Source organism: Acidihalobacter yilgarnensis, assembly GCF_001753245.1.
Classification (GTDB): domain Bacteria; phylum Pseudomonadota; class Gammaproteobacteria; order DSM-5130; family Acidihalobacteraceae; genus Acidihalobacter; species Acidihalobacter yilgarnensis.
Genome location: NZ_CP017415.1, coordinates 1,785,156 through 1,801,873, shown reverse-complemented (window position 1 = coordinate 1,801,873; position 16,718 = coordinate 1,785,156). Strand labels below are relative to the sequence as shown.

At 58.3% G+C, this 16,718-nt stretch carries 15 protein-coding genes, 3 tRNA genes and 1 pseudogene; 3 read left to right on the top strand and 16 right to left on the bottom strand.

The genetic code is table 11. The features are described from left to right. Positions 1 to 28: 28 nt before the first annotated feature. Positions 29 to 2,353, bottom strand: a complete 2,325-nt coding sequence (locus BI364_RS08575) for a DNA translocase FtsK (protein ID WP_233279468.1) — start codon at positions 2,351 to 2,353, stop codon at positions 29 to 31. Between the two features lie 210 nt (positions 2,354 to 2,563). On the opposite strand from BI364_RS08575, the gene trxB reads away from it, so the two are divergent. The 3 genes from trxB to aat are packed head-to-tail and all read left to right on the top strand — an operon-like array spanning position 2,564 to position 5,481. Beyond that, positions 2,564 to 3,535, top strand: a complete 972-nt coding sequence (gene trxB / locus BI364_RS08570) for a thioredoxin-disulfide reductase (RefSeq protein ID WP_070078384.1) — start codon at positions 2,564 to 2,566, stop codon at positions 3,533 to 3,535. A gap of 15 nt (positions 3,536 to 3,550) precedes the next feature. After that, the gene (locus BI364_RS08565; RefSeq protein ID WP_070078383.1) at positions 3,551 to 4,705 is read left to right on the top strand and encodes a GNAT family N-acetyltransferase; all 1,155 of its coding nucleotides are present in this window, start codon (positions 3,551 to 3,553) and stop codon (positions 4,703 to 4,705) included. Further along, positions 4,702 to 5,481 (top strand): leucyl/phenylalanyl-tRNA--protein transferase, encoded by a 780-nt coding sequence (gene aat, locus BI364_RS08560; RefSeq protein WP_070078382.1) that lies wholly within the window; start codon positions 4,702 to 4,704, stop codon positions 5,479 to 5,481. The genes BI364_RS08565 and aat overlap by 4 nt, the downstream gene beginning before the upstream one ends. 62 nt (positions 5,482 to 5,543) lie before the next feature. Here aat and BI364_RS08555 read toward each other — a convergent pair whose 3' ends face one another. The 15 genes and pseudogenes from BI364_RS08555 to plsX all read right to left on the bottom strand — a co-directional run bounded on the left by BI364_RS08555 (position 5,544) and on the right by plsX (position 16,654). Then, a complete protein-coding gene (locus BI364_RS08555; protein ID WP_070078381.1) occupies positions 5,544 to 6,284 on the bottom strand; it encodes an S-methyl-5'-thioinosine phosphorylase in 741 nt (246 codons plus the stop codon). Beyond that, complete coding sequence (locus tag BI364_RS08550; protein WP_083251269.1) at positions 6,281 to 6,901, bottom strand: hypoxanthine-guanine phosphoribosyltransferase; 621 nt, start codon at positions 6,899 to 6,901, stop codon at positions 6,281 to 6,283. The genes BI364_RS08555 and BI364_RS08550 overlap by 4 nt, the downstream gene beginning before the upstream one ends. An 11-nt stretch (positions 6,902 to 6,912) precedes the next feature. After that, positions 6,913 to 7,281: a DsrE/DsrF/DrsH-like family protein gene (locus tag BI364_RS08545; protein ID WP_070078380.1), complete on the bottom strand. Its 369-nt coding sequence runs from the start codon at positions 7,279 to 7,281 to the stop codon at positions 6,913 to 6,915. Positions 7,282 to 7,396: 115 nt separating this feature from the next. After that, a complete protein-coding gene (gene rssA / locus BI364_RS08540) occupies positions 7,397 to 8,329 on the bottom strand; it encodes a patatin-like phospholipase RssA (RefSeq protein WP_070078379.1) in 933 nt (310 codons plus the stop codon). Continuing rightward, positions 8,326 to 9,447: a mechanosensitive ion channel family protein gene (locus BI364_RS08535; RefSeq protein ID WP_083251268.1), complete on the bottom strand. Its 1,122-nt coding sequence runs from the start codon at positions 9,445 to 9,447 to the stop codon at positions 8,326 to 8,328. The genes rssA and BI364_RS08535 overlap by 4 nt, the downstream gene beginning before the upstream one ends. 29 nt (positions 9,448 to 9,476) lie before the next feature. Next, a pseudogene (gene nagZ, locus BI364_RS08530) lies at positions 9,477 to 10,527 on the bottom strand (beta-N-acetylhexosaminidase). A 45-nt stretch (positions 10,528 to 10,572) separates the two neighbouring features. Continuing rightward, positions 10,573 to 10,657, bottom strand: a tRNA-Leu gene (locus BI364_RS08525). 24 nt (positions 10,658 to 10,681) lie between these two features. Beyond that, positions 10,682 to 10,755 (bottom strand) — tRNA-Cys (locus BI364_RS08520). Between the two features lie 76 nt (positions 10,756 to 10,831). Then, a tRNA-Gly gene (locus BI364_RS08515) sits at positions 10,832 to 10,907 on the bottom strand. 180 nt (positions 10,908 to 11,087) lie between these two features. Continuing rightward, the gene (gene pgsA, locus BI364_RS08510) at positions 11,088 to 11,633 is read right to left on the bottom strand and encodes a CDP-diacylglycerol--glycerol-3-phosphate 3-phosphatidyltransferase (RefSeq protein ID WP_070078378.1); all 546 of its coding nucleotides are present in this window, start codon (positions 11,631 to 11,633) and stop codon (positions 11,088 to 11,090) included. After that, entirely contained in the window at positions 11,630 to 13,468 is a 1,839-nt protein-coding gene (gene uvrC, locus BI364_RS08505) for an excinuclease ABC subunit UvrC (RefSeq protein ID WP_070078377.1), read from the bottom strand. Before uvrC ends, pgsA begins: the two co-directional genes overlap by 4 nt. Beyond that, positions 13,461 to 14,099, bottom strand: a complete 639-nt coding sequence (locus BI364_RS08500) for a uracil-DNA glycosylase (protein WP_070078376.1) — start codon at positions 14,097 to 14,099, stop codon at positions 13,461 to 13,463. The genes uvrC and BI364_RS08500 overlap by 8 nt, the downstream gene beginning before the upstream one ends. Then, positions 14,096 to 14,587, bottom strand: a complete 492-nt coding sequence (locus BI364_RS08495; protein ID WP_070078375.1) for a CYTH domain-containing protein — start codon at positions 14,585 to 14,587, stop codon at positions 14,096 to 14,098. Before BI364_RS08495 ends, BI364_RS08500 begins: the two co-directional genes overlap by 4 nt. A gap of 67 nt (positions 14,588 to 14,654) precedes the next feature. Beyond that, positions 14,655 to 15,629 carry a beta-ketoacyl-ACP synthase III gene (locus tag BI364_RS08490; protein ID WP_070078374.1) on the bottom strand — a complete coding sequence of 325 codons (975 nt, stop codon included), beginning with the start codon at positions 15,627 to 15,629 and terminating at the stop codon, positions 14,655 to 14,657. Continuing rightward, entirely contained in the window at positions 15,626 to 16,654 is a 1,029-nt protein-coding gene (plsX, locus tag BI364_RS08485) for a phosphate acyltransferase PlsX (RefSeq protein ID WP_070078373.1), read from the bottom strand. The genes BI364_RS08490 and plsX overlap by 4 nt, the downstream gene beginning before the upstream one ends. Positions 16,655 to 16,718: the final 64 nt, after the last annotated feature.

The window sequence follows — 16,718 nt, the reverse complement described above, 5'->3', positions numbered from 1 at the left end:
TTACATCTCATGCCTATCTGATGGGTGTTTAAAGCTCGGGTGGCGGACCCGCGATGACTTCACGATTGCCGTTGGATTGCACCGCGCTAACGATGCCCGCAGCCTCCATGTCCTCGATCATGCGTGCTGCCCGGTTGTAACCGATCTTCAGGCGTCGTTGTATGTATGAAATCGAGGCCTTGCGCGACTCGGTGACGATGGCAACCGCCTGGTCGTAGAGGACATCGGTTTCGCGGCCGTCTTCGCCGGCAGGATCAAGCCCCGGAATACCCTCGCCTGGGAGCGGTTCATTCACGATGGATTCAACATAATTGGGACGCCCGATGCGCTTGAGTGCCTCAACAACCCGATGAACCTCTTGATCGGCCACGAAGGCCCCATGGATACGATCCGGCAGTGCGCGCCCAGGTGGCAGGTAGAGCATGTCGCCGTAGCCCAGCAGCTGTTCGGCACCCATCTGATCCAAAATCGTGCGCGAATCGATACGCGAAGAAACCTGAAAGGCGACGCGTGTCGGAATGTTGGCCTTGATCAGGCCGGTAATCACATCCACGGAAGGCCGTTGCGTCGCCAGAATCAAGTGTATGCCCGCGGCCCGCGCTTTTTGCGCCAGTCGTGCAATCAGTTCTTCAACCTTCTTGCCGACGACCATGATCATATCGGCAAATTCATCGACGACGACTACGATGTAGGGCAGCGTCTCCAGCGTAGGCGGCGGTGCCTCGGGGTCGAAGGCCGCTGCTGCGTTATACATCGGATCGACGATCGGCTGCCCCTGCTCGGCCGCCTCCTCCACCTTGCGGTTGAAACCGGCCAGATTACGCACACCGAGCATGGACATCAGCTTGTAGCGACGTTCCATTTCCGCCACGCACCAGCGCAACGCGTTGGCCGCATCCTTCATGTCGGTTACGACGGGAGTCAACAGGTGCGGGATGTCGTCATAGACACTCAGCTCCAGCATCTTGGGGTCGATCAGGATCATGCGTACGTCGCGCGCCGGAGCCTTGTAGAGCAGACTCAGCAACATAGCATTGACCGCCACGGACTTGCCAGAACCCGTCGTACCCGCCACCAGCAGATGCGGCATGCGAGCCAGGTCGGCCACCACGGGTATACCGGCGATGTCCTTGCCTAGAGCGAGCGTCAGTGGTGACTTTGAATCGTCGTAGGCCTTGGACCGAAGCATTTCGGAGAGTGCGACAACTTCGCGATGCTCGTTGGGTATTTCAAGGCCGATCACGGATTTGCCTGGAATGACCTCGACTATACGCACGCTGACCACCGCCAATGCGCGTGCCAGATCCTTGGCTAGATTGGTAATTCGACTGACCTTGATGCCAGCTGCCGGCTGTAGCTCGAAGCGCGTAATCACAGGGCCTGGGTGTACCGCGACCACTGCCACCTCGATACCAAAGTCCGCGAGTTTGAGTTCAACCAGACGGGACATCGCGGCCAGCGCGTCCTCCGAAAAACCGGCATCCGATATCTGCGGCGGGTCGAGTAGTGCGAGTGAAGGCAATCCTCCTTCCGTAGCTGCATCGAAGAGTTGGATCTGGCGTTCGCGTTCGACGCGTTCACTGATCTGCGGCTTGATCAGTTTGGGTTCGATCTTCGGCTTAGGCAATTGCGCCCGTTTGATCGTCTTGACCTTGACCACGGCTTCGCGTGTTTGCCGTGCGCGATTGACCGCGCGGCGTTCGCGCCAGGCAGCTAACGATCGCGTGGTGATACGACCGATGGTCACGGCGAGGCGCCCGGTCAGATCCATGAGACGCAACCAGGATAGACCCGTGGAAAGGGTTACGCCGGCGAGAAAGACGCCGAGCAACATCAAGGTAGAGCCGAGTTTGCCGACGGCCGGTGAAAGTTGCGCGTTCACGAGGTCGCCGAGCACACCGCCGGCATCCAGTGGCAAATAACCCGGTGCGAAATGCTGAGTAGAGAGGCCGCAACCGGAGACGACGGTAACCGCGAATCCCAACCAGCGAAGTCCAAAGGCAATCGGATCAAATTCACCGTCGCTCGGCCGGCCCCGGAAAATCAGGTAACCGCTGTAAATCACCATTAACGGCGCGAGGTAAGCCATATAGCCGACGAAATACAGGAAAAAATCGGCGAACCAAGCCCCTGCACGCCCAGCCAGGTTTGCGACCGGTCGGCCCGTGCCAGTCTGCGACCATCCCGGGTCGCCCATGTGATAACTGAGCAGCGCGAGTAGCAGATACAGGCCTGCCGCACCGAACACGAACAACGCACCCTCGCGCAGGCCGCGTGTACGGCTGACATTAAGCGCGCGCAGCCAGCCGCGCTTTTGAGTGGTGGATTCGGCCAAGGTCATCACATCCCGCATTAAATATCTGATCTATCAGTTTGATAGATCAGATATTTGATTTCAATCATGGGCCACATGTGTCGGCGACCGCGGTCAGAGCCTCAAGCCAGACACGCTTTGCCCGCACTTGCGGTTTCACGCTACCATCCGCGCGATTGAAAGCCGAGAACATCGCCCCCACCCTTTGATGATCCGGCATACACCCATTCGACCACGCAAGGATTATACATGAGCGATCCTCGTCACAGCCGCCTACTGATCCTAGGATCCGGCCCGGCCGGTTATACCGCTGCGGTCTACGCCGCGCGCGCGAATTTGCAACCACTATTGATCACAGGACTTGAGCAAGGCGGCCAGCTGATGACCACGACCGACGTGGACAACTGGCCCGGCGATAATGAAGGCGTGCAGGGTCCCGATCTGATGGAGCGCATGCGCATGCACGCCGAGCGTTTCGGTACGGAATCGGTGTTCGACCACATCCATACCGTCAAATTGGATACCCAGCCCTATACACTGATCGGCGACTCCGGTATCTACACCTGCAACGCGCTGATCATCGCCACCGGCGCCTCGGCCAAGTACATCGGGTTACCCTCCGAGGAAAGTTTCAAGGGCAAGGGCGTGTCGGCATGTGCGACCTGTGACGGTTTTTTTTACCGCAATCAGAAGGTTGCAGTCGTTGGTGGCGGCAATACCGCGGTTGAAGAAGCACTGTACCTATCCAATATCGCCTCAGAGGTGACGCTGATCCACCGCCGCGACAGCCTGCGTGCCGAGAAAATCATGCAGGATCATCTGTTTGAAAAGGCCCGAAACGGCAATGTTCGCTTGCTCTGGCACCGCGAGATCGACGAAGTACTGGGCGACAGCAGCGGCGTGACCGGTCTACGTCTGAAAAACACCGAGGACGGCACCTCGGAGGATATCGAAACCATGGGCGTGTTCATCGCCATCGGTCACCAGCCGAATACGAGTCTGTTCGAGGGCCAGCTTGACATGAATAATGGCTATATCAAGGTTAAGTCGGGGCTAGACGGCGAGGCGACTGCTACCAGCGTAGCGGGCGTCTTCGCCGCCGGCGACGTCATGGATCACGTCTACCGGCAGGCGATCACCTCGGCCGGCACCGGTTGCATGGCGGCATTGGATGCGGAACGTTATCTCGATCGACTCGCACACCTCAAGTCTCAAAGCTGAGCAGACGGCGGGCGCGTGGCACTCGAAGTCAGCATCCATCAAAGCCTGGGGGATATCGAACCTCAAACTTGGGACGCATTGGGGGGTGATCGGGATCCATTCCTGAGTCACGCCTTTTTGCATGCCCTCGAAACAACCGAGTGCCTGCAGCCTTACGGCTGGCATCCCCATCACTTGCTGGTCCATGACGACGGGCGACTGGTAGCGGCGACGCCACTGTATGCAAAGACCAATTCCTACGGCGAATTCGTTTTCGACTGGGCCTGGGCTGGGGCCTATGAACGCAGTGGATTGCCCTATTACCCCAAGCTCGTCGCTGCTGTGCCCTATACGCCAGCAACGGGCCGCCGCCTGCTCGTCTCCCCGGATATCGCCGAGCCAACAGCCTTGATCGACCTCATGATCACGCAGACGTTGGAGTTCGCACGTCGCAATGAGCTATCCGGTGTGCACTGGCTATTTACCCCACCGGGGGAGACAGACCGCTTGTGTGAGCATGGATTGATGCGTCGCCTAGGGTGTCAATACCATTGGGAAAATCGTAGTTACCGTGATTTCGACGATTTTCTCGCCACCTTCAGCTCGCGAAAACGCAAAAAAATCAAGCGTGAACGCCGCCGCGTTATCGAACAGGGTGTCTCCTTACATGTAATGCATGGAGATATGCTAGATGATGCGTTGATCGCGATCTTCCATGACTTCTATCTGAATACCTTCGAACGACACATGGGTGTGCCCACGCTCAGTCTCGACTTTTTCCAAAAAATTGCGCGCTCACTTGGGTCTCGCTTCGTGCTGGTGATGGCTAAACATGAAGGCGAATGGGTCGCCGGCGCGGTTAATTTTCGAGGCGCAGACACACTGTACGGGCGTTACTGGGGCTGTCGCAAAACAATCGAGGACCTGCACTTCGAGGCCTGTTATTACCAAGGAATCGACTACTGCATCGCCGAGGGTCTTCAGCACTTCGAACCAGGCGCACAAGGCGAACACAAAATCGCCAGAGGTTTTTTGCCGACACGGACCTGGTCTGCCCATTGGATTGCCGATTCCGGATTCCGGCCGCATATCGAGGTTTTTTGCCGGCGGGAACAGCTTGCCATGGAACGCGAATGCGAATCGTTGATGAGCCTATCACCCTTTCGTGAAGACGAAGGTCCGGCCGCGTGACCCAGCTTGCCTGGCTGGACCCCGGTGATCCTGGACAACCCTTCCCATCGCTCGATCAGGCATTGACCGAGCCGGATGGACTACTCGCAGTCGGTGGCGGACTGGAACCAGAGCGCCTTCTCAATGCCTATCGCCATGGAATTTTCCCTTGGTACGAAGCCAGCCAGCCAATTCTGTGGTGGTCGCCAGAGCCGCGCACGGTCCTGTTTCTGAAGCATTTCAGGTTACACAGAAGCCTTAGAAAGACGCTGCGTAATGGTGATTATCGCGTCACGTTGGACACGGACTTCTCAGCCGTCATACAAGCCTGTGCGGCGCCTCGTGGCGCCTCGCGCGGCACTTGGATCACCGCCGAGATGCAACAAGCGTACATGCAATTGCATCAACTCGGACATGCGCACTCGGTTGAGGTGCGTACAGCAGACGGCACGCTCATCGGGGGACTTTATGGCGTTTCGATCGGACGAGTTTTCTTTGGGGAATCCATGTTCAGCCGGGTACGCGATGCCTCCAAAATCGCGTTGGCCTCGCTCGCCTGTCAACTCGACACCTGGGGGTTTCCCTTCATCGATTGCCAGCAGGACACCGCGCATCTGGAAAGCTTTGGTGCGCGCCCGATCCGGCGTCGAGCGTTTGCCGCGCTGCTCGATATCCACTGCACGCAACCGGGACCGGGTGCGCCCTGGGTATTCGATTCATCGCTATGCGTGGATACGTGGCGACCGGGAAATACCACCGATGCGCGCGTGGCGGGCATCAATGGTTCATCCGAGTGATATCGTTGAAGGCTTTGGCAGATTAAAAGGCAAATAATGCACCCTTTGCCGGAGGTCAGCTCTTAAAGACGCGGCATCAGAGCTTCAAGCATGCGGGCAACATCGCGCATGCCAGCATCAAGATTACGACCGACTTCATCCATGGTGATCTCACCCTCGCCTCGTCCGGCCGCCCAGTTGGCCACCACCGCGCAGGTGGCGTAGGAGAGACCGAGTTCCCTGGCTAACCCTGCCTCGGGCATGCCGGTCATACCGACGAGGTCGCAGCCGTCACGCGCCAGCCGGTTGATTTCGGCGGTCGATTCCAGCCGCGGGCCCTGGGTAGCGCCATAGGTGCCGTGACCGACAGCATCGATTCCGACCGCGATGCAGGCTTGGATCATGGCTTGGCGGAGATCAGGGCTGTAGGGCTCGGTAAAGTCCACGTGCGTGACTTGTTTGAGATTACCCTCGTAAAAGGTATGCGCCCGCGACCAGGTATAGTCGATGATCTGATCCGGGATGACGAGCCGGGCGGGAAACATCTCATCGCCGATACCACCTACCGCGGCCACTGCGATCACCCGGCTTACGCCGATATGTTGCAATGCCCAAAGGTTTGCTCGGTAATTGACCTGATGCGGTGGGATGGTATGTCCGGGTCCGTGCCGCGGAATGAAGGCAACATCCCGTCCGAACAAATGACCGTGTGTCACAGGGCCGGAAGGTTCGCCGTACGGTGTGTGGATCACCTCGCGGCGAGCAATTTCAAGACTGCCGAGTCGCGTCAGTCCGGTACCACCGATGATCGCGATCTCACTCATGCCGAAGATGCCCCGGTCCCGCCCTCGTCTTCGACAACCGCATAGATACCGGGCGCGTTGCGCAGATATTCGTGATAATCGAGGCCATAACCGAAGACATAGCGATCCGCTACCGCCAGACCCGCAAAATCTGCCTGGATATCCAGGAACTTGCGATCATGGTGTTTCTCGACCAAGACGGCGGTCTTGACGCTCTTCGCACCGGCGGCACGGCAGTTTCCAAGCACAGCGTGCAAGGTATGTCCTTCATCGAGAATGTCATCGATCACCAGAACATGGCGCCCTTCGAGGGGGATTTTGGGGTGTACACGCCACTCGACCTCATGCCCCTGTGTGCCGCTGCGGTAGCGGGTGGCATGCAGGTAATCGACCTGAAGGGGGAAATTCAATCGGGTAAGCAGTTGGCCAGCAAACACGAAGCCGCCGGTCATCACCACCAACAACAACGGGTTCAGTGAGCCATAGGCCTGACTCACTGAAGCCGCTAACGCGTTGATCGCCTGTTCCACTTCTGCCGTGGTGTGCAAGCAATCAGCTTCGCGTAAAATGCGGGCCGCATCTTTTGGACCCGGCTCAACGGACGGCACGGTCCGTTCGTCAGAGGCAGTGCCGCCCATCGTTGTCTCCTTTAATAAGTGAAGGTGACGGTGTCGTCGTCCATCGCCTCGCTGATCACGTAGGCGCCGCCAACGGTTTCCTCGATTTCCGGGATCAGATCGTTGCCCCACAGATCCAGGGTCGGAGTGCAGACCTTGAACGATACACCGGCTTCATGTGCATCCTTGATGAAGTCGTATACCGACTTTTCGCTGCCTTCTTGAACGTACAGCTTTTCTGCAACACCCTTTATGGCCAGCTCACCAGCGCGGGCAGTCAGGATCACCTCGACTTCATATTCCATCGCTGCGGCCACGGTGGCCTGGAAAAACGGCGCGCCCAGCTCAGACGGGTTGGCGGGGTCGGTGTTCACCATCACGATCAACAGCTTGTCAGCCATGGGATCACTCCATAGTGCATCATAAAGGAGGCGGCATTATAGGCATGCGCCTTGGGGTTTGCCACCTTTAGCACTTTCTAATATTTCCCGGGTGTCCGGTCGAAGATGCGTCGTTTCAGTTGCCAGGCCGACGACCCAGTATCGCGTCGAGTTCCGCACCGATGCGCTCAACCTCGTCGCGCCCTGCGCCGATGGCTTCCTCCGCGCGATGGAACTCCATCAGGCCGATATGTGCAAGCCTGGGCATTAGCAACAGATCTGGCGGGTCGCCGGCCATGCGACTGCGAGTGATCCGTACTGACATGATATTCAAGCTGCGCGCCACAACCTCGAGGATAGACGGCCACTCCACGTCACGACGCTTGTCGCCACCTTGACGACGCACGAGTCGTGTCAACCAGCGCATCCATGGGCCGCCGAGTAGCGCCCCGTCTTCGATGACAGCCTCCCGCGGTGCCGGGTCGGGTGCCTGCGGGTCCGGGATGTCGTGTCGGCGCAAGAGGTCGGAGTTGAGGTCGACCGCAATGACCAGATCCGCTCCTAAGGCTCGACACAATGACACCGGCACGGGATTGACCAGTCCGCCGTCAACCAACCAGCGGCCGTCAAGCTGTGTTGGCGAAAACAGACCCGGCAAGGCAATGGACGCGCGTATCGCAGCGAGAATGGACCCATCGCGGAGCCAGACCTCATTGCCGCTGGTCAGGTCGGTGGCGACCGCACCATAAGGAATGCCGCAGGACATGATATCCCGTTCCGGGATCAACGATTCCAGTGCATCAAGCAGTCTTTCACCATCAATGAGGCCGCCATTGAAGCGCACGTCCAGCAGGCTAACCATTTCACGCCAGCTCAGGCGTTCAACCCATTGGCTGAAAGGATCGAGTGTCTCGGTGACATAGGCAGCACCGACCAAGGCGCCAATCGAGGTGCCGGTGACCACGTCGGGCTCGATACCGCGCGCCTTGAGCGCACGGATGACGCCGATATGGGCCCAGCCGCGAGCCGAGCCACTGCCAAGAGCCAGGCCGATGCGGAGGCGCTTCAAGAAAGCATTTCCTCGAGTGCAGCCGTCGGTGTCGGCGCGGCGATGTGCAAGGTTCTTGTCGGAAAGGCGATCTCTGCACCATGCGCGTTTACGATTTCGGCAACGCAGAGCAGCACGTCCTGCTTGGCAGCCAGATACTCGGCCCAGACGGTGGTCCGCGTGAAGCAATAGACCATGAAATCGCAGGAGGATTGATTGAAGGCGGTGAAATAGACCATCAGGGTTTGCGTCGTGTCGATATCGTCGCGCCCGCGAAGCATTGAATCCACTGCCGCCACGATCGGCCCCATTGCGGCAAGGTCATCGTAGCGGATACCGATGGTTTCGTAGATACGGCGATGGCTCATGCGTGAGGGATTCACCACGGCCATGTTGGCGAACAACGAATTTGGTACATATACAGGACGTTTATCGAAGCGACGGATGCGCGTCAGACGCCAGCCGATATCCTCCACAGTACCTTCGATGTCACGATCCGGTGAACTGACCCAGTCCCCTACCGCAAAGGGACGGTCAAGGTACAACATCAATCCACCTAAGAAATTGGCCAGAATATCGCGTGCGGCAAAACCGATGGCGATCCCGCCGATGCCGCCAAAGGCTAATACGCCAGAAATACTGAATCCAAGGCTTTGCAATGCGATCAAGGCGCCGGTGATGAGCACCGAGGCACGCACCAGACGCCCGATTGCCTTGGCCGTGGTCAAGTCCACCGGTTCGCCACGTGCCTGACGCTGCGCCACCAGGTTTTCTTCTAGTTCACGCACGAAACGCACCACGAACCAGACCAGAGAACCGATCACACCGACCGTGCGCAGCGGATTGACCGCGGTAAACAACGTGGCGCCAGTGTCGTGCAGGATGATGTCGCCGGCGAAACCGATGCCGATGACCCAGATAATCAGCCGCAATGGACGCCGAGCTGCGTTGACCAGTGCATCGTCCCAAACATTGCGCGTCTTGGTCGTTTCCCGACCGAGCCGTTCCAACAATCTACCCGCGATTGCATTCACGGCGACAGCCACAAAAATGACCAGAAAGACCTGCACCATCCAATCGGCCGTATCATGACGCTGCATGAAAGACGATACGGCATGCAAAATTTCACTCCAATCCATGCTCCCCCTCCTGGGTCCCCGTCAGTGGATCAGACATTGAGTTCCGGCGACGGGGTGGCGGCCAATGCAGCCAATGCCGTAACAGCCGCATGCCACTCTGCGCGTGCGTGCAGCTGCGCGAATCCCATCGACGCGCCCTGCCCATGCATGCGCGCCAAACGCACCTGGACAACCGGATCCGGCTCACGCGTCTCAAGTGCGTTGAGAACTTCGATTGCACCCTCGGATGATTGCAGACCAGCAACATGTCACAACCGGCCTCCAGCGCAACTCGGGCCCGAGAGGCATAATTTCCCGCAAATTCGGCACCGACCATGCTCAGGTCATCGCTAAAAATAGCGCCCGTAAAGCCGAGCTTCCCTCGCAACATTTCCTGCAACCAAAACTTGGAAAACCCGGCAGGCGTCGCATCCACCTGGCTGTACTGGACGTGCGCCGGCATGATGCCGGCCAACGCCCCATCCGCCAATTGGGCAAACGGGCGTAGGTCGTGTGTCTCGATTTCCAGCAACTCGCGCGTGTCCACAGGCAGAGTGAGATGTGAGTCCTCACGTACGCCGCCGTGCCCGGGAAGTGCTTGCCCACGGCCGGCATTCCAGCATGCCGCATGCCGCGAATATAGGCCTGTGCCAATGCTGTAACGGCGGCGGGTTGACGGTGGAAGGCACGATCTCCGATCACGCCACTCACTCCATGTGCCAGATCGAGCACCGGGGCGAAACTGAAATCCACGCCAGCCGCGCGCAGCTCGGCCGCCATCAGCCAGCCAGCCTGTTCCGCCAGGTGTAAGCCTTGTGTTCGATTCAGGTCAAAGATGCCCCCAAAGGACGCGGCAGGGGGTAAGCGCGTGAAGCCATCGCGAAACCGCTGTACTCGCCCGCCTTCGTGATCGACTGCGATCAACAGATGCGGGTCGCGCAACGCATGGATCTCGGCGGTCAGCGCGCAGAGCTGGTCGACGGATTCGAAATTGCGCGTGAACAGGATCACGCCACCGGTGCGTGGGTGCAGCAGACAAGTACGCGCCTCGGAGGTCAGCGTCGTGCCCTCAATATCCAGCATGACTTGGCCTAGGCCCATCCTAGTGCCCTCGCGATAGGGATCGATGTACAAGCCGGTACGGGATGGTGCCCGGAGCCGGACTCGAACCGGCAAGGCCTAAGCCGGGGGATTTTAAGTCCCCTGCGTCTACCAGTTTCGCCATCCGGGCCGGCATATACATACTTCTAAGGATTGGAGGCTGGGGTCGGAATCGAACCGGCGTACACGGCTTTGCAGGCCGCTGCATGACCACTCTGCCACCCAGCCTTTGGGTTGCGCCGGATGATAGCATCATCGGCGCCGACACGAAAAACCCCGGCAGCGCCGGGGTTTTGAGAGAATCTGGAGCGGGAAACGAGACTCGAACTCGCGACCCCAACCTTGGCAAGGTTGTGCTCTACCAACTGAGCTATTCCCGCGAAGGGCGACAATCCTATCGGCCCGGTATTTTTATGTCAACCAGGTTTCTCACTCCCGGCAAACTCCGCCAGAGATCGCTTTTAAAGCAGCCAATCTACGGCGGGGCCGCATTTATATGTCATTCATACGAAACCGTCAACGCCCTTGACTGAAACCAACGAAGCAACGCGCTGATAATTTCAGGAACGGAAGGCAACCGACAGGTACTTAAACATCGAGACAAGGGTGAAGAAGGCAGCAACGTAGATCAGAATCAGTCCAAGCTGGCGCATGTCGATGCCGAACAAAGGCCATTGATATAACAGAAATACCAGTGCGGCCATCTGAGTCGCGGTTTTGAGCTTCCCAACAAAGGCGACGGCCACCTTACGGCGCTCCCCGACTTCGGCCATCCATTCACGCAAGGCGGAAACGGTAATCTCACGACCAATGATCACGATGGCCGGGATTGTCAGCCAGGGGGAGGTGTACTGCTCAACGAGCATGACCAAGGCAGAGGTCACCATCAGCTTGTCCGCTACCGGGTCCAGAAATGCGCCGAAGCGCGATGTCTGGTCCCATCGGCGAGCAAGATACCCGTCTGCCCAGTCCGTGATCCCCGCCAGCGTGAAGATCAGCGCGCTCAGTGGGGGAGCCCAGTGCCAAGGCATATAAAACACCAATATAAACACTGGGATCAGGGCAATCCGCAACAGCGTCAGCATGATAGGTATGTTGAGGATCATCCGGCATCGCCATGAAAATGTTCATATATCTGTTCAGCCAACCGTCGACTGATGCCTGGCGCCTTGGCCAGTTCTTCAATGCCCGCGCGGGCAATGCCGCGCAGGCCGCCGAAGTGCATCAAGACCTGCTGGCGGCGTTTGGGGCCAAGCCCCGGAATCGACTGCAATGGAGACGTTGTGCGCGCCTTTGTGCGGCGCTGGCGATGGCCGCTAATTGCAAACCGATGCGCCTCATCCCTGATTTGCTGCACAAGATGCAGCGCCAAATGATGCGAAGGCAGTCTAACGGGCGGGCCATGTCGACTCAAGGTCAGCGTGTCGAACTCGGGTCTGCGCCCCTCGCCCTTGGTTATCCCGACGATCACGACATCGTTGATCTGAAGTTCCTCCAACACCCGTTCGGCCTCGTGCACCTGTCCTCGTCCACCATCGATGAGCAGGACATCCGGCATCGCACCGTCACTAGATTTGAGTCGTGAATATCGCCGCGTGAGCGCTTGGTGCATCGCGGCATAATCATCGCCAGGCGTGATCCCTTCGATATTGAAACGCCGATAATCGGACTTGACCGCTCCCTCGGTGCCAAATACCACACATGAGGCAACTGCAGCCTCGCCGCGCGTGTGGCTAATGTCGAAGCACTCTATGCGAGCAGGCGCCTGATCCAGAGCGAGGACTGCTTGCAGCGCCTCCAGTCTGTGGGTCACATTGGCTCGTCCCGCTTGACGCGCGTGCAATGCCTGCTCGGCGTTTTGCGCTGCAAGCGAAAGCCAACGCGCTCGTTGACCGCGCACGGCGCTCGTGATGACGACGCGGCGCGATACTTGTGCCGAGAGCACTTCAGCCAGGATATCGGCCTCGCTGGGCGGTGGCGTCACGATGATTTCGGCGGGGGTATCGCGATCAAGATAATACTGTTCCAGAAAGGCCTGAATGGCTTCAGCGGCTTCAATATCGGCGGGTATTTTCGGATATAGCGCCTTGTTACCCAGATTCCGCCCTCCGCGAATACAAAACACCTGGACACAGGCATTATCGCCGGCACGAGCCAAGGCAACGAGATCAATATCTCCACCATTATCTGAGCTAACATACTGACGCTCGCTGATCTGTCTGAGCGTGTCGATCTGGTCGCGATATCGTGCGGCGCGTTCGAATGCCAGAACCGCTGAAGCCTGCTCCATCTCGCCAACCAGCTCATTGATCAAATCACTCGATCGACCCTCCAGAAACTGTATCGCACGAGCAATATCGCCTTGGTAATCCATGGGCTCAATGAAGCCGACGCACGGTGCGGTACAGCGCTTAATTTGGTATTGCAGGCACGGACGTGAACGGTTGGCAAAGAAGCTGTCTTCGCATTGGCGCACGCGGAAAAGTCGCTGCAGGGTACTCAGTGTCTCGCGCACGGCTTGTGCCGAAGGATATGGCCCGAAATAACGTCCCAGGGACTTCCTCGGGCCCCGATGAAACCCGATTCTCGGATATCCATTTCCTTGTGAAACAAATATATAGGGGTAACTCTTATCATCACGCAACAAGACGTTGTAACGCGGGTGATGCGCCTTGATGAGGTTGTTTTCCAGTAATAGCGCCTCGGCCTCGGTATGCGTAACCGTGACTTCCATACTCTGAATCTGCGCCACCATCGCACGTATGCGTGGACTCGATAGACGATTGCGGAAATAGCTTGTGACGCGTTTCTTGAGATCCTTGGCCTTGCCGACATAGAGCAATTCCTGATCGACGCCCAACATCCGATAGACGCCTGGCCGATGGGTCAGGTTTTTGAGAAATCCGGCAGAATCGAAGGGCGCGGGCTCGGTCCTATCCATCGAGATAATCGCGTGCGCGTCGCACTACGGCGTCAAACATCGATTCGGTCAACCGCTTGGTTTGAGTGTTGTAGCGGCTGCAGTGGTAGGAGGCCAGGAGGCGCCGCTCATCGGGCAGATCATATTCGGCCGCATGCGCAAAAGGGTAATCCGTCTGTTTGAGGCCGTAAGCGCGGATCGTCGCTTTATGGGCGATGCCGCCCAGTGCGAGCACAATGGATCCTGATGGCATGGCTCGAAATTCAGCCGCCAAGTATGGATTGCAAGCAGCAACTTCGGGTCCGGTAGGCTTGTTTTCGGGAGGCAAGCATTTGACTGCGTTAGTAATTCGGCAGTCATGCAAGAGCAATCCATCACCGCGACCGCTGACCACCTCGAGATTAGAGAATCCGTAGCGATGCAGCGTGCGATACAGGAGTATGCCGGCATAGTCCCCCGTAAATGGCCTGCCGCTGGCATTGGCGCCGTGCATGCCAGGCGCCAGACCGACGATGAGCAGACGTGCGCGGCGAGGCCCGAAAGGAGCGACGGGCGCGCAGTGATACTCCGGGTGACGTTCCTTGACCTTGTCAAGGAAGCCGGCGAGACGATCGCAACGCCGACAAGCAGGATCGAAAGCCTTTACGCTCATGAGGATTTCGTGGGTGCATCTCCCCACGTCTTATAGGGCTGGGTGACAAGGCTGACGTTGTAGTATCGGGTATCATCCGAAACCTCCTTGCCCAACCAGTCAGGACGTACGAAGAGTTCGTCTTCCGCCTTGAGTTCAATCTCAGCGACAATCAGCCCCGCATTGTCACCTTCGAACACATCGATTTCCCAGCAATGGCCCGCATGATCAACGAGATGACGCGTCTTCTCGATCAAGGGCTTACGGCAGAGGCGATCAAGCATTTCATGCGCATCGGCACTCGGGATAGGGTATTCGTATTCTAGGCGCGTTACGCCAACCGTAGCGCCCTTGATATTCAAGTACGCGTTGGTGTCCGATACGCGAACGCGTACCGAACTCGTCTCGGCGGGCCCGAGGTAACCCTGACGGTAGCGTGTGGCGCGGGTGACATGAGCACGCCACGTATCAGAGAGCACCAGAAACTTACGCTCGATTTCGGTGGCCATATCACGTTCTCCTTGGGGCGAAGGCCGGAGTCGCTCCTTTTGCAAGGGGTGCGGTCTTGTCCGGGTTTCAGAATTTCAGGATCGCAGAACCCCAGGTAAACCCACCGCCAAATGCCTCCATCAAAACCATTTCACCACGCTGTATACGGCCATCACGTACGGCGACGTCAAGCGCCAAGGGCACCGAGGCCGCGGAGGTATTGCCATGCTGATCAACTGTGACTACTACGCGCTCCATGGGCATGCTGAGCTTACGCGCGGTGGCCTTGATGATGCGGATGTTGGCTTGGTGTGGAACGAGCCAGTCGACGTCGGATTTGCTCAGACCATTGGCGGCCAAGGTCTCGTCGACGATACGCCCCAAGGTGTTGACCGCGATCTTGAAAACTTCGTTGCCGCGCATCTTGACCTTGGCTTCGCCCGCCTCCAGATGCTCATGTCCCTCGGATACACCATAAGGTACGTTGAGTAAGGACTCATAACGCCCATCAGCGTGTAAGTGCGTAGACAGGATACCCGCCTCGTCGCTGGCCTCAAGCACCACCGCCCCTGCCCCGTCGCCGAACAGTACGCAGGTAGAACGGTCGGTCCAGTCGAGTATGCGCGAAAAAGTTTCGGCGCCCACGACCAAGGCGCATCGCGCGCTCCCGGAACGAATAAATTTATCAGCAACGCTAAGGGCGTAGACAAAACCCGTGCATACGGCCTGAATGTCGAAGGCAGGGCTGCCTCCTGGCACACCGAGTCTGGCCTGCAACAGGCACGCGGTACTCGGAAAGATACGATCCGGTGTTGTGGTCGCAACCACGATCAGGTCGATATCTTCTGGACGGCGCCCGGCCATTTCCAGCGCATGCCGCGAGGCGGCTTCTGCCAGATCGCAGGTTGCCTCTCCTTCCGCCGCAATGTGTCGCTTCTTGATGCCGGTGCGCTCGGTAATCCATTCATCCGAGGTTTCCACCATGCGCTCAAGATCATGATTGGTCAGCACCTGTTCCGGCAGATAGCCTCCGGTGCCGGTAATGCGTGCGTAGATCGTCATACGCTTGTGCGCCTTGACAGCAGCGCCTCGAGCTGACTGTCGATGCGTTCGGGCACGGCCTTTTCAACCTCGAGCCGCGCAACTTCGATGGCTGTGCGCAGAGCTACGGCATCCGATGAACCGTGGCTCTTCACCACGATCCCGCCCAGGCCCAGGAAGCTCGCGCCGTTGTATTTGCGTGGGTCGATACGGCGTTTGAGTGCGCTCAGGACTGGCGATGCACAGAGTGCAGCGAGGCGTGTCAGCCAGGATCGGCTGAATTCCTCCCGCAGAAAGTACGCAATGGTCTTGGAGGTGCCTTCCATGGTCTTGAGTGCAACGTTGCCGGCAAAACCATCGCAGACCACGACATCGACTTCGCCGAGGAAGATATCGGTCCCTTCCACGAAGCCTATGTAATTGAGATCGCTGCCTTCAAGTAGCTGCGCAGCGCCGCGAACTTGGTCATTGCCTTTGATGTCTTCCTGGCCAATGTTAAGCAGGCCAACACGGGGTTTCGCCTGATTGTCGACCGCACTGACCAACACCGAACCCATCACGGCAAACTGATACAACTGCTCGGCCGAACAATCGACGTTGGCGCCGAGATCCAGGACGTAGGTGTGCCCCTTGATCGCGGGAATGGTGGTGCAAATAGCCGGGCGGTCGATGCCAGGCAGTGTCTTGAGTACATATTTGGCGGTCGCCATAAGCGCGCCAGTATTCCCGCCGCTGACACAAGCCTGAGCGCGGCCGTCCTTGACCAGATTGATCGAAACACGCATGGATGAATCCTTCTTCCCGCGCAGCGCCTGAGCGGGGGGTTCGTCCATGCCGACGGTTTGTGTCGTATGCAAGACGCTCATGCGCTCGCTTTCGCTTGTACCCAGACGCGAAAGTTCGGCGCGAATGACTTGCTCGTCGCCGACCAGTATCAGGTTCAGATCATTATGTTCGCGGACCGACTCGACGGCGGCAGGAACCGTCACGGAGGGCCCGATGTCGCCACCCATGGCGTCCAGGGCGATCGTGATGATACGCGTCATGCAAGCCTCCGGCGCCGCAACACGTGCGGCACCTCATGTCATACCGGCAAAGCGGATCAATTTT

Bases quoted from the DNA above. Each gene is read 5' to 3' on its own strand.
- BI364_RS08575 (WP_233279468.1), bottom strand. From the start codon at position 2,353: ATGCGGGATGTGATGACCTTGGCCGAATCCACCACTCAAAAGCGCGGC.
- trxB (WP_070078384.1), top strand. From the start codon at position 2,564: ATGAGCGATCCTCGTCACAGCCGCCTACTGATCCTAGGATCCGGCCCG.
- BI364_RS08555 (WP_070078381.1), bottom strand. From the start codon at position 6,284: ATGAGTGAGATCGCGATCATCGGTGGTACCGGACTGACGCGACTCGGC.
- BI364_RS08550 (WP_083251269.1), bottom strand. From the start codon at position 6,901: ATGGGCGGCACTGCCTCTGACGAACGGACCGTGCCGTCCGTTGAGCCG.
- BI364_RS08545 (WP_070078380.1), bottom strand. From the start codon at position 7,281: ATGGCTGACAAGCTGTTGATCGTGATGGTGAACACCGACCCCGCCAAC.
- BI364_RS08535 (WP_083251268.1), bottom strand. From the start codon at position 9,447: ATGGATTGGAGTGAAATTTTGCATGCCGTATCGTCTTTCATGCAGCGT.
- pgsA (WP_070078378.1), bottom strand. From the start codon at position 11,633: ATGATCCTCAACATACCTATCATGCTGACGCTGTTGCGGATTGCCCTG.
- uvrC (WP_070078377.1), bottom strand. From the start codon at position 13,468: ATGGATAGGACCGAGCCCGCGCCCTTCGATTCTGCCGGATTTCTCAAA.
- BI364_RS08500 (WP_070078376.1), bottom strand. From the start codon at position 14,099: ATGAGCGTAAAGGCTTTCGATCCTGCTTGTCGGCGTTGCGATCGTCTC.
- BI364_RS08495 (WP_070078375.1), bottom strand. From the start codon at position 14,587: ATGGCCACCGAAATCGAGCGTAAGTTTCTGGTGCTCTCTGATACGTGG.
- BI364_RS08490 (WP_070078374.1), bottom strand. From the start codon at position 15,629: ATGACGATCTACGCACGCATTACCGGCACCGGAGGCTATCTGCCGGAA.
- plsX (WP_070078373.1), bottom strand. From the start codon at position 16,654: ATGACGCGTATCATCACGATCGCCCTGGACGCCATGGGTGGCGACATC.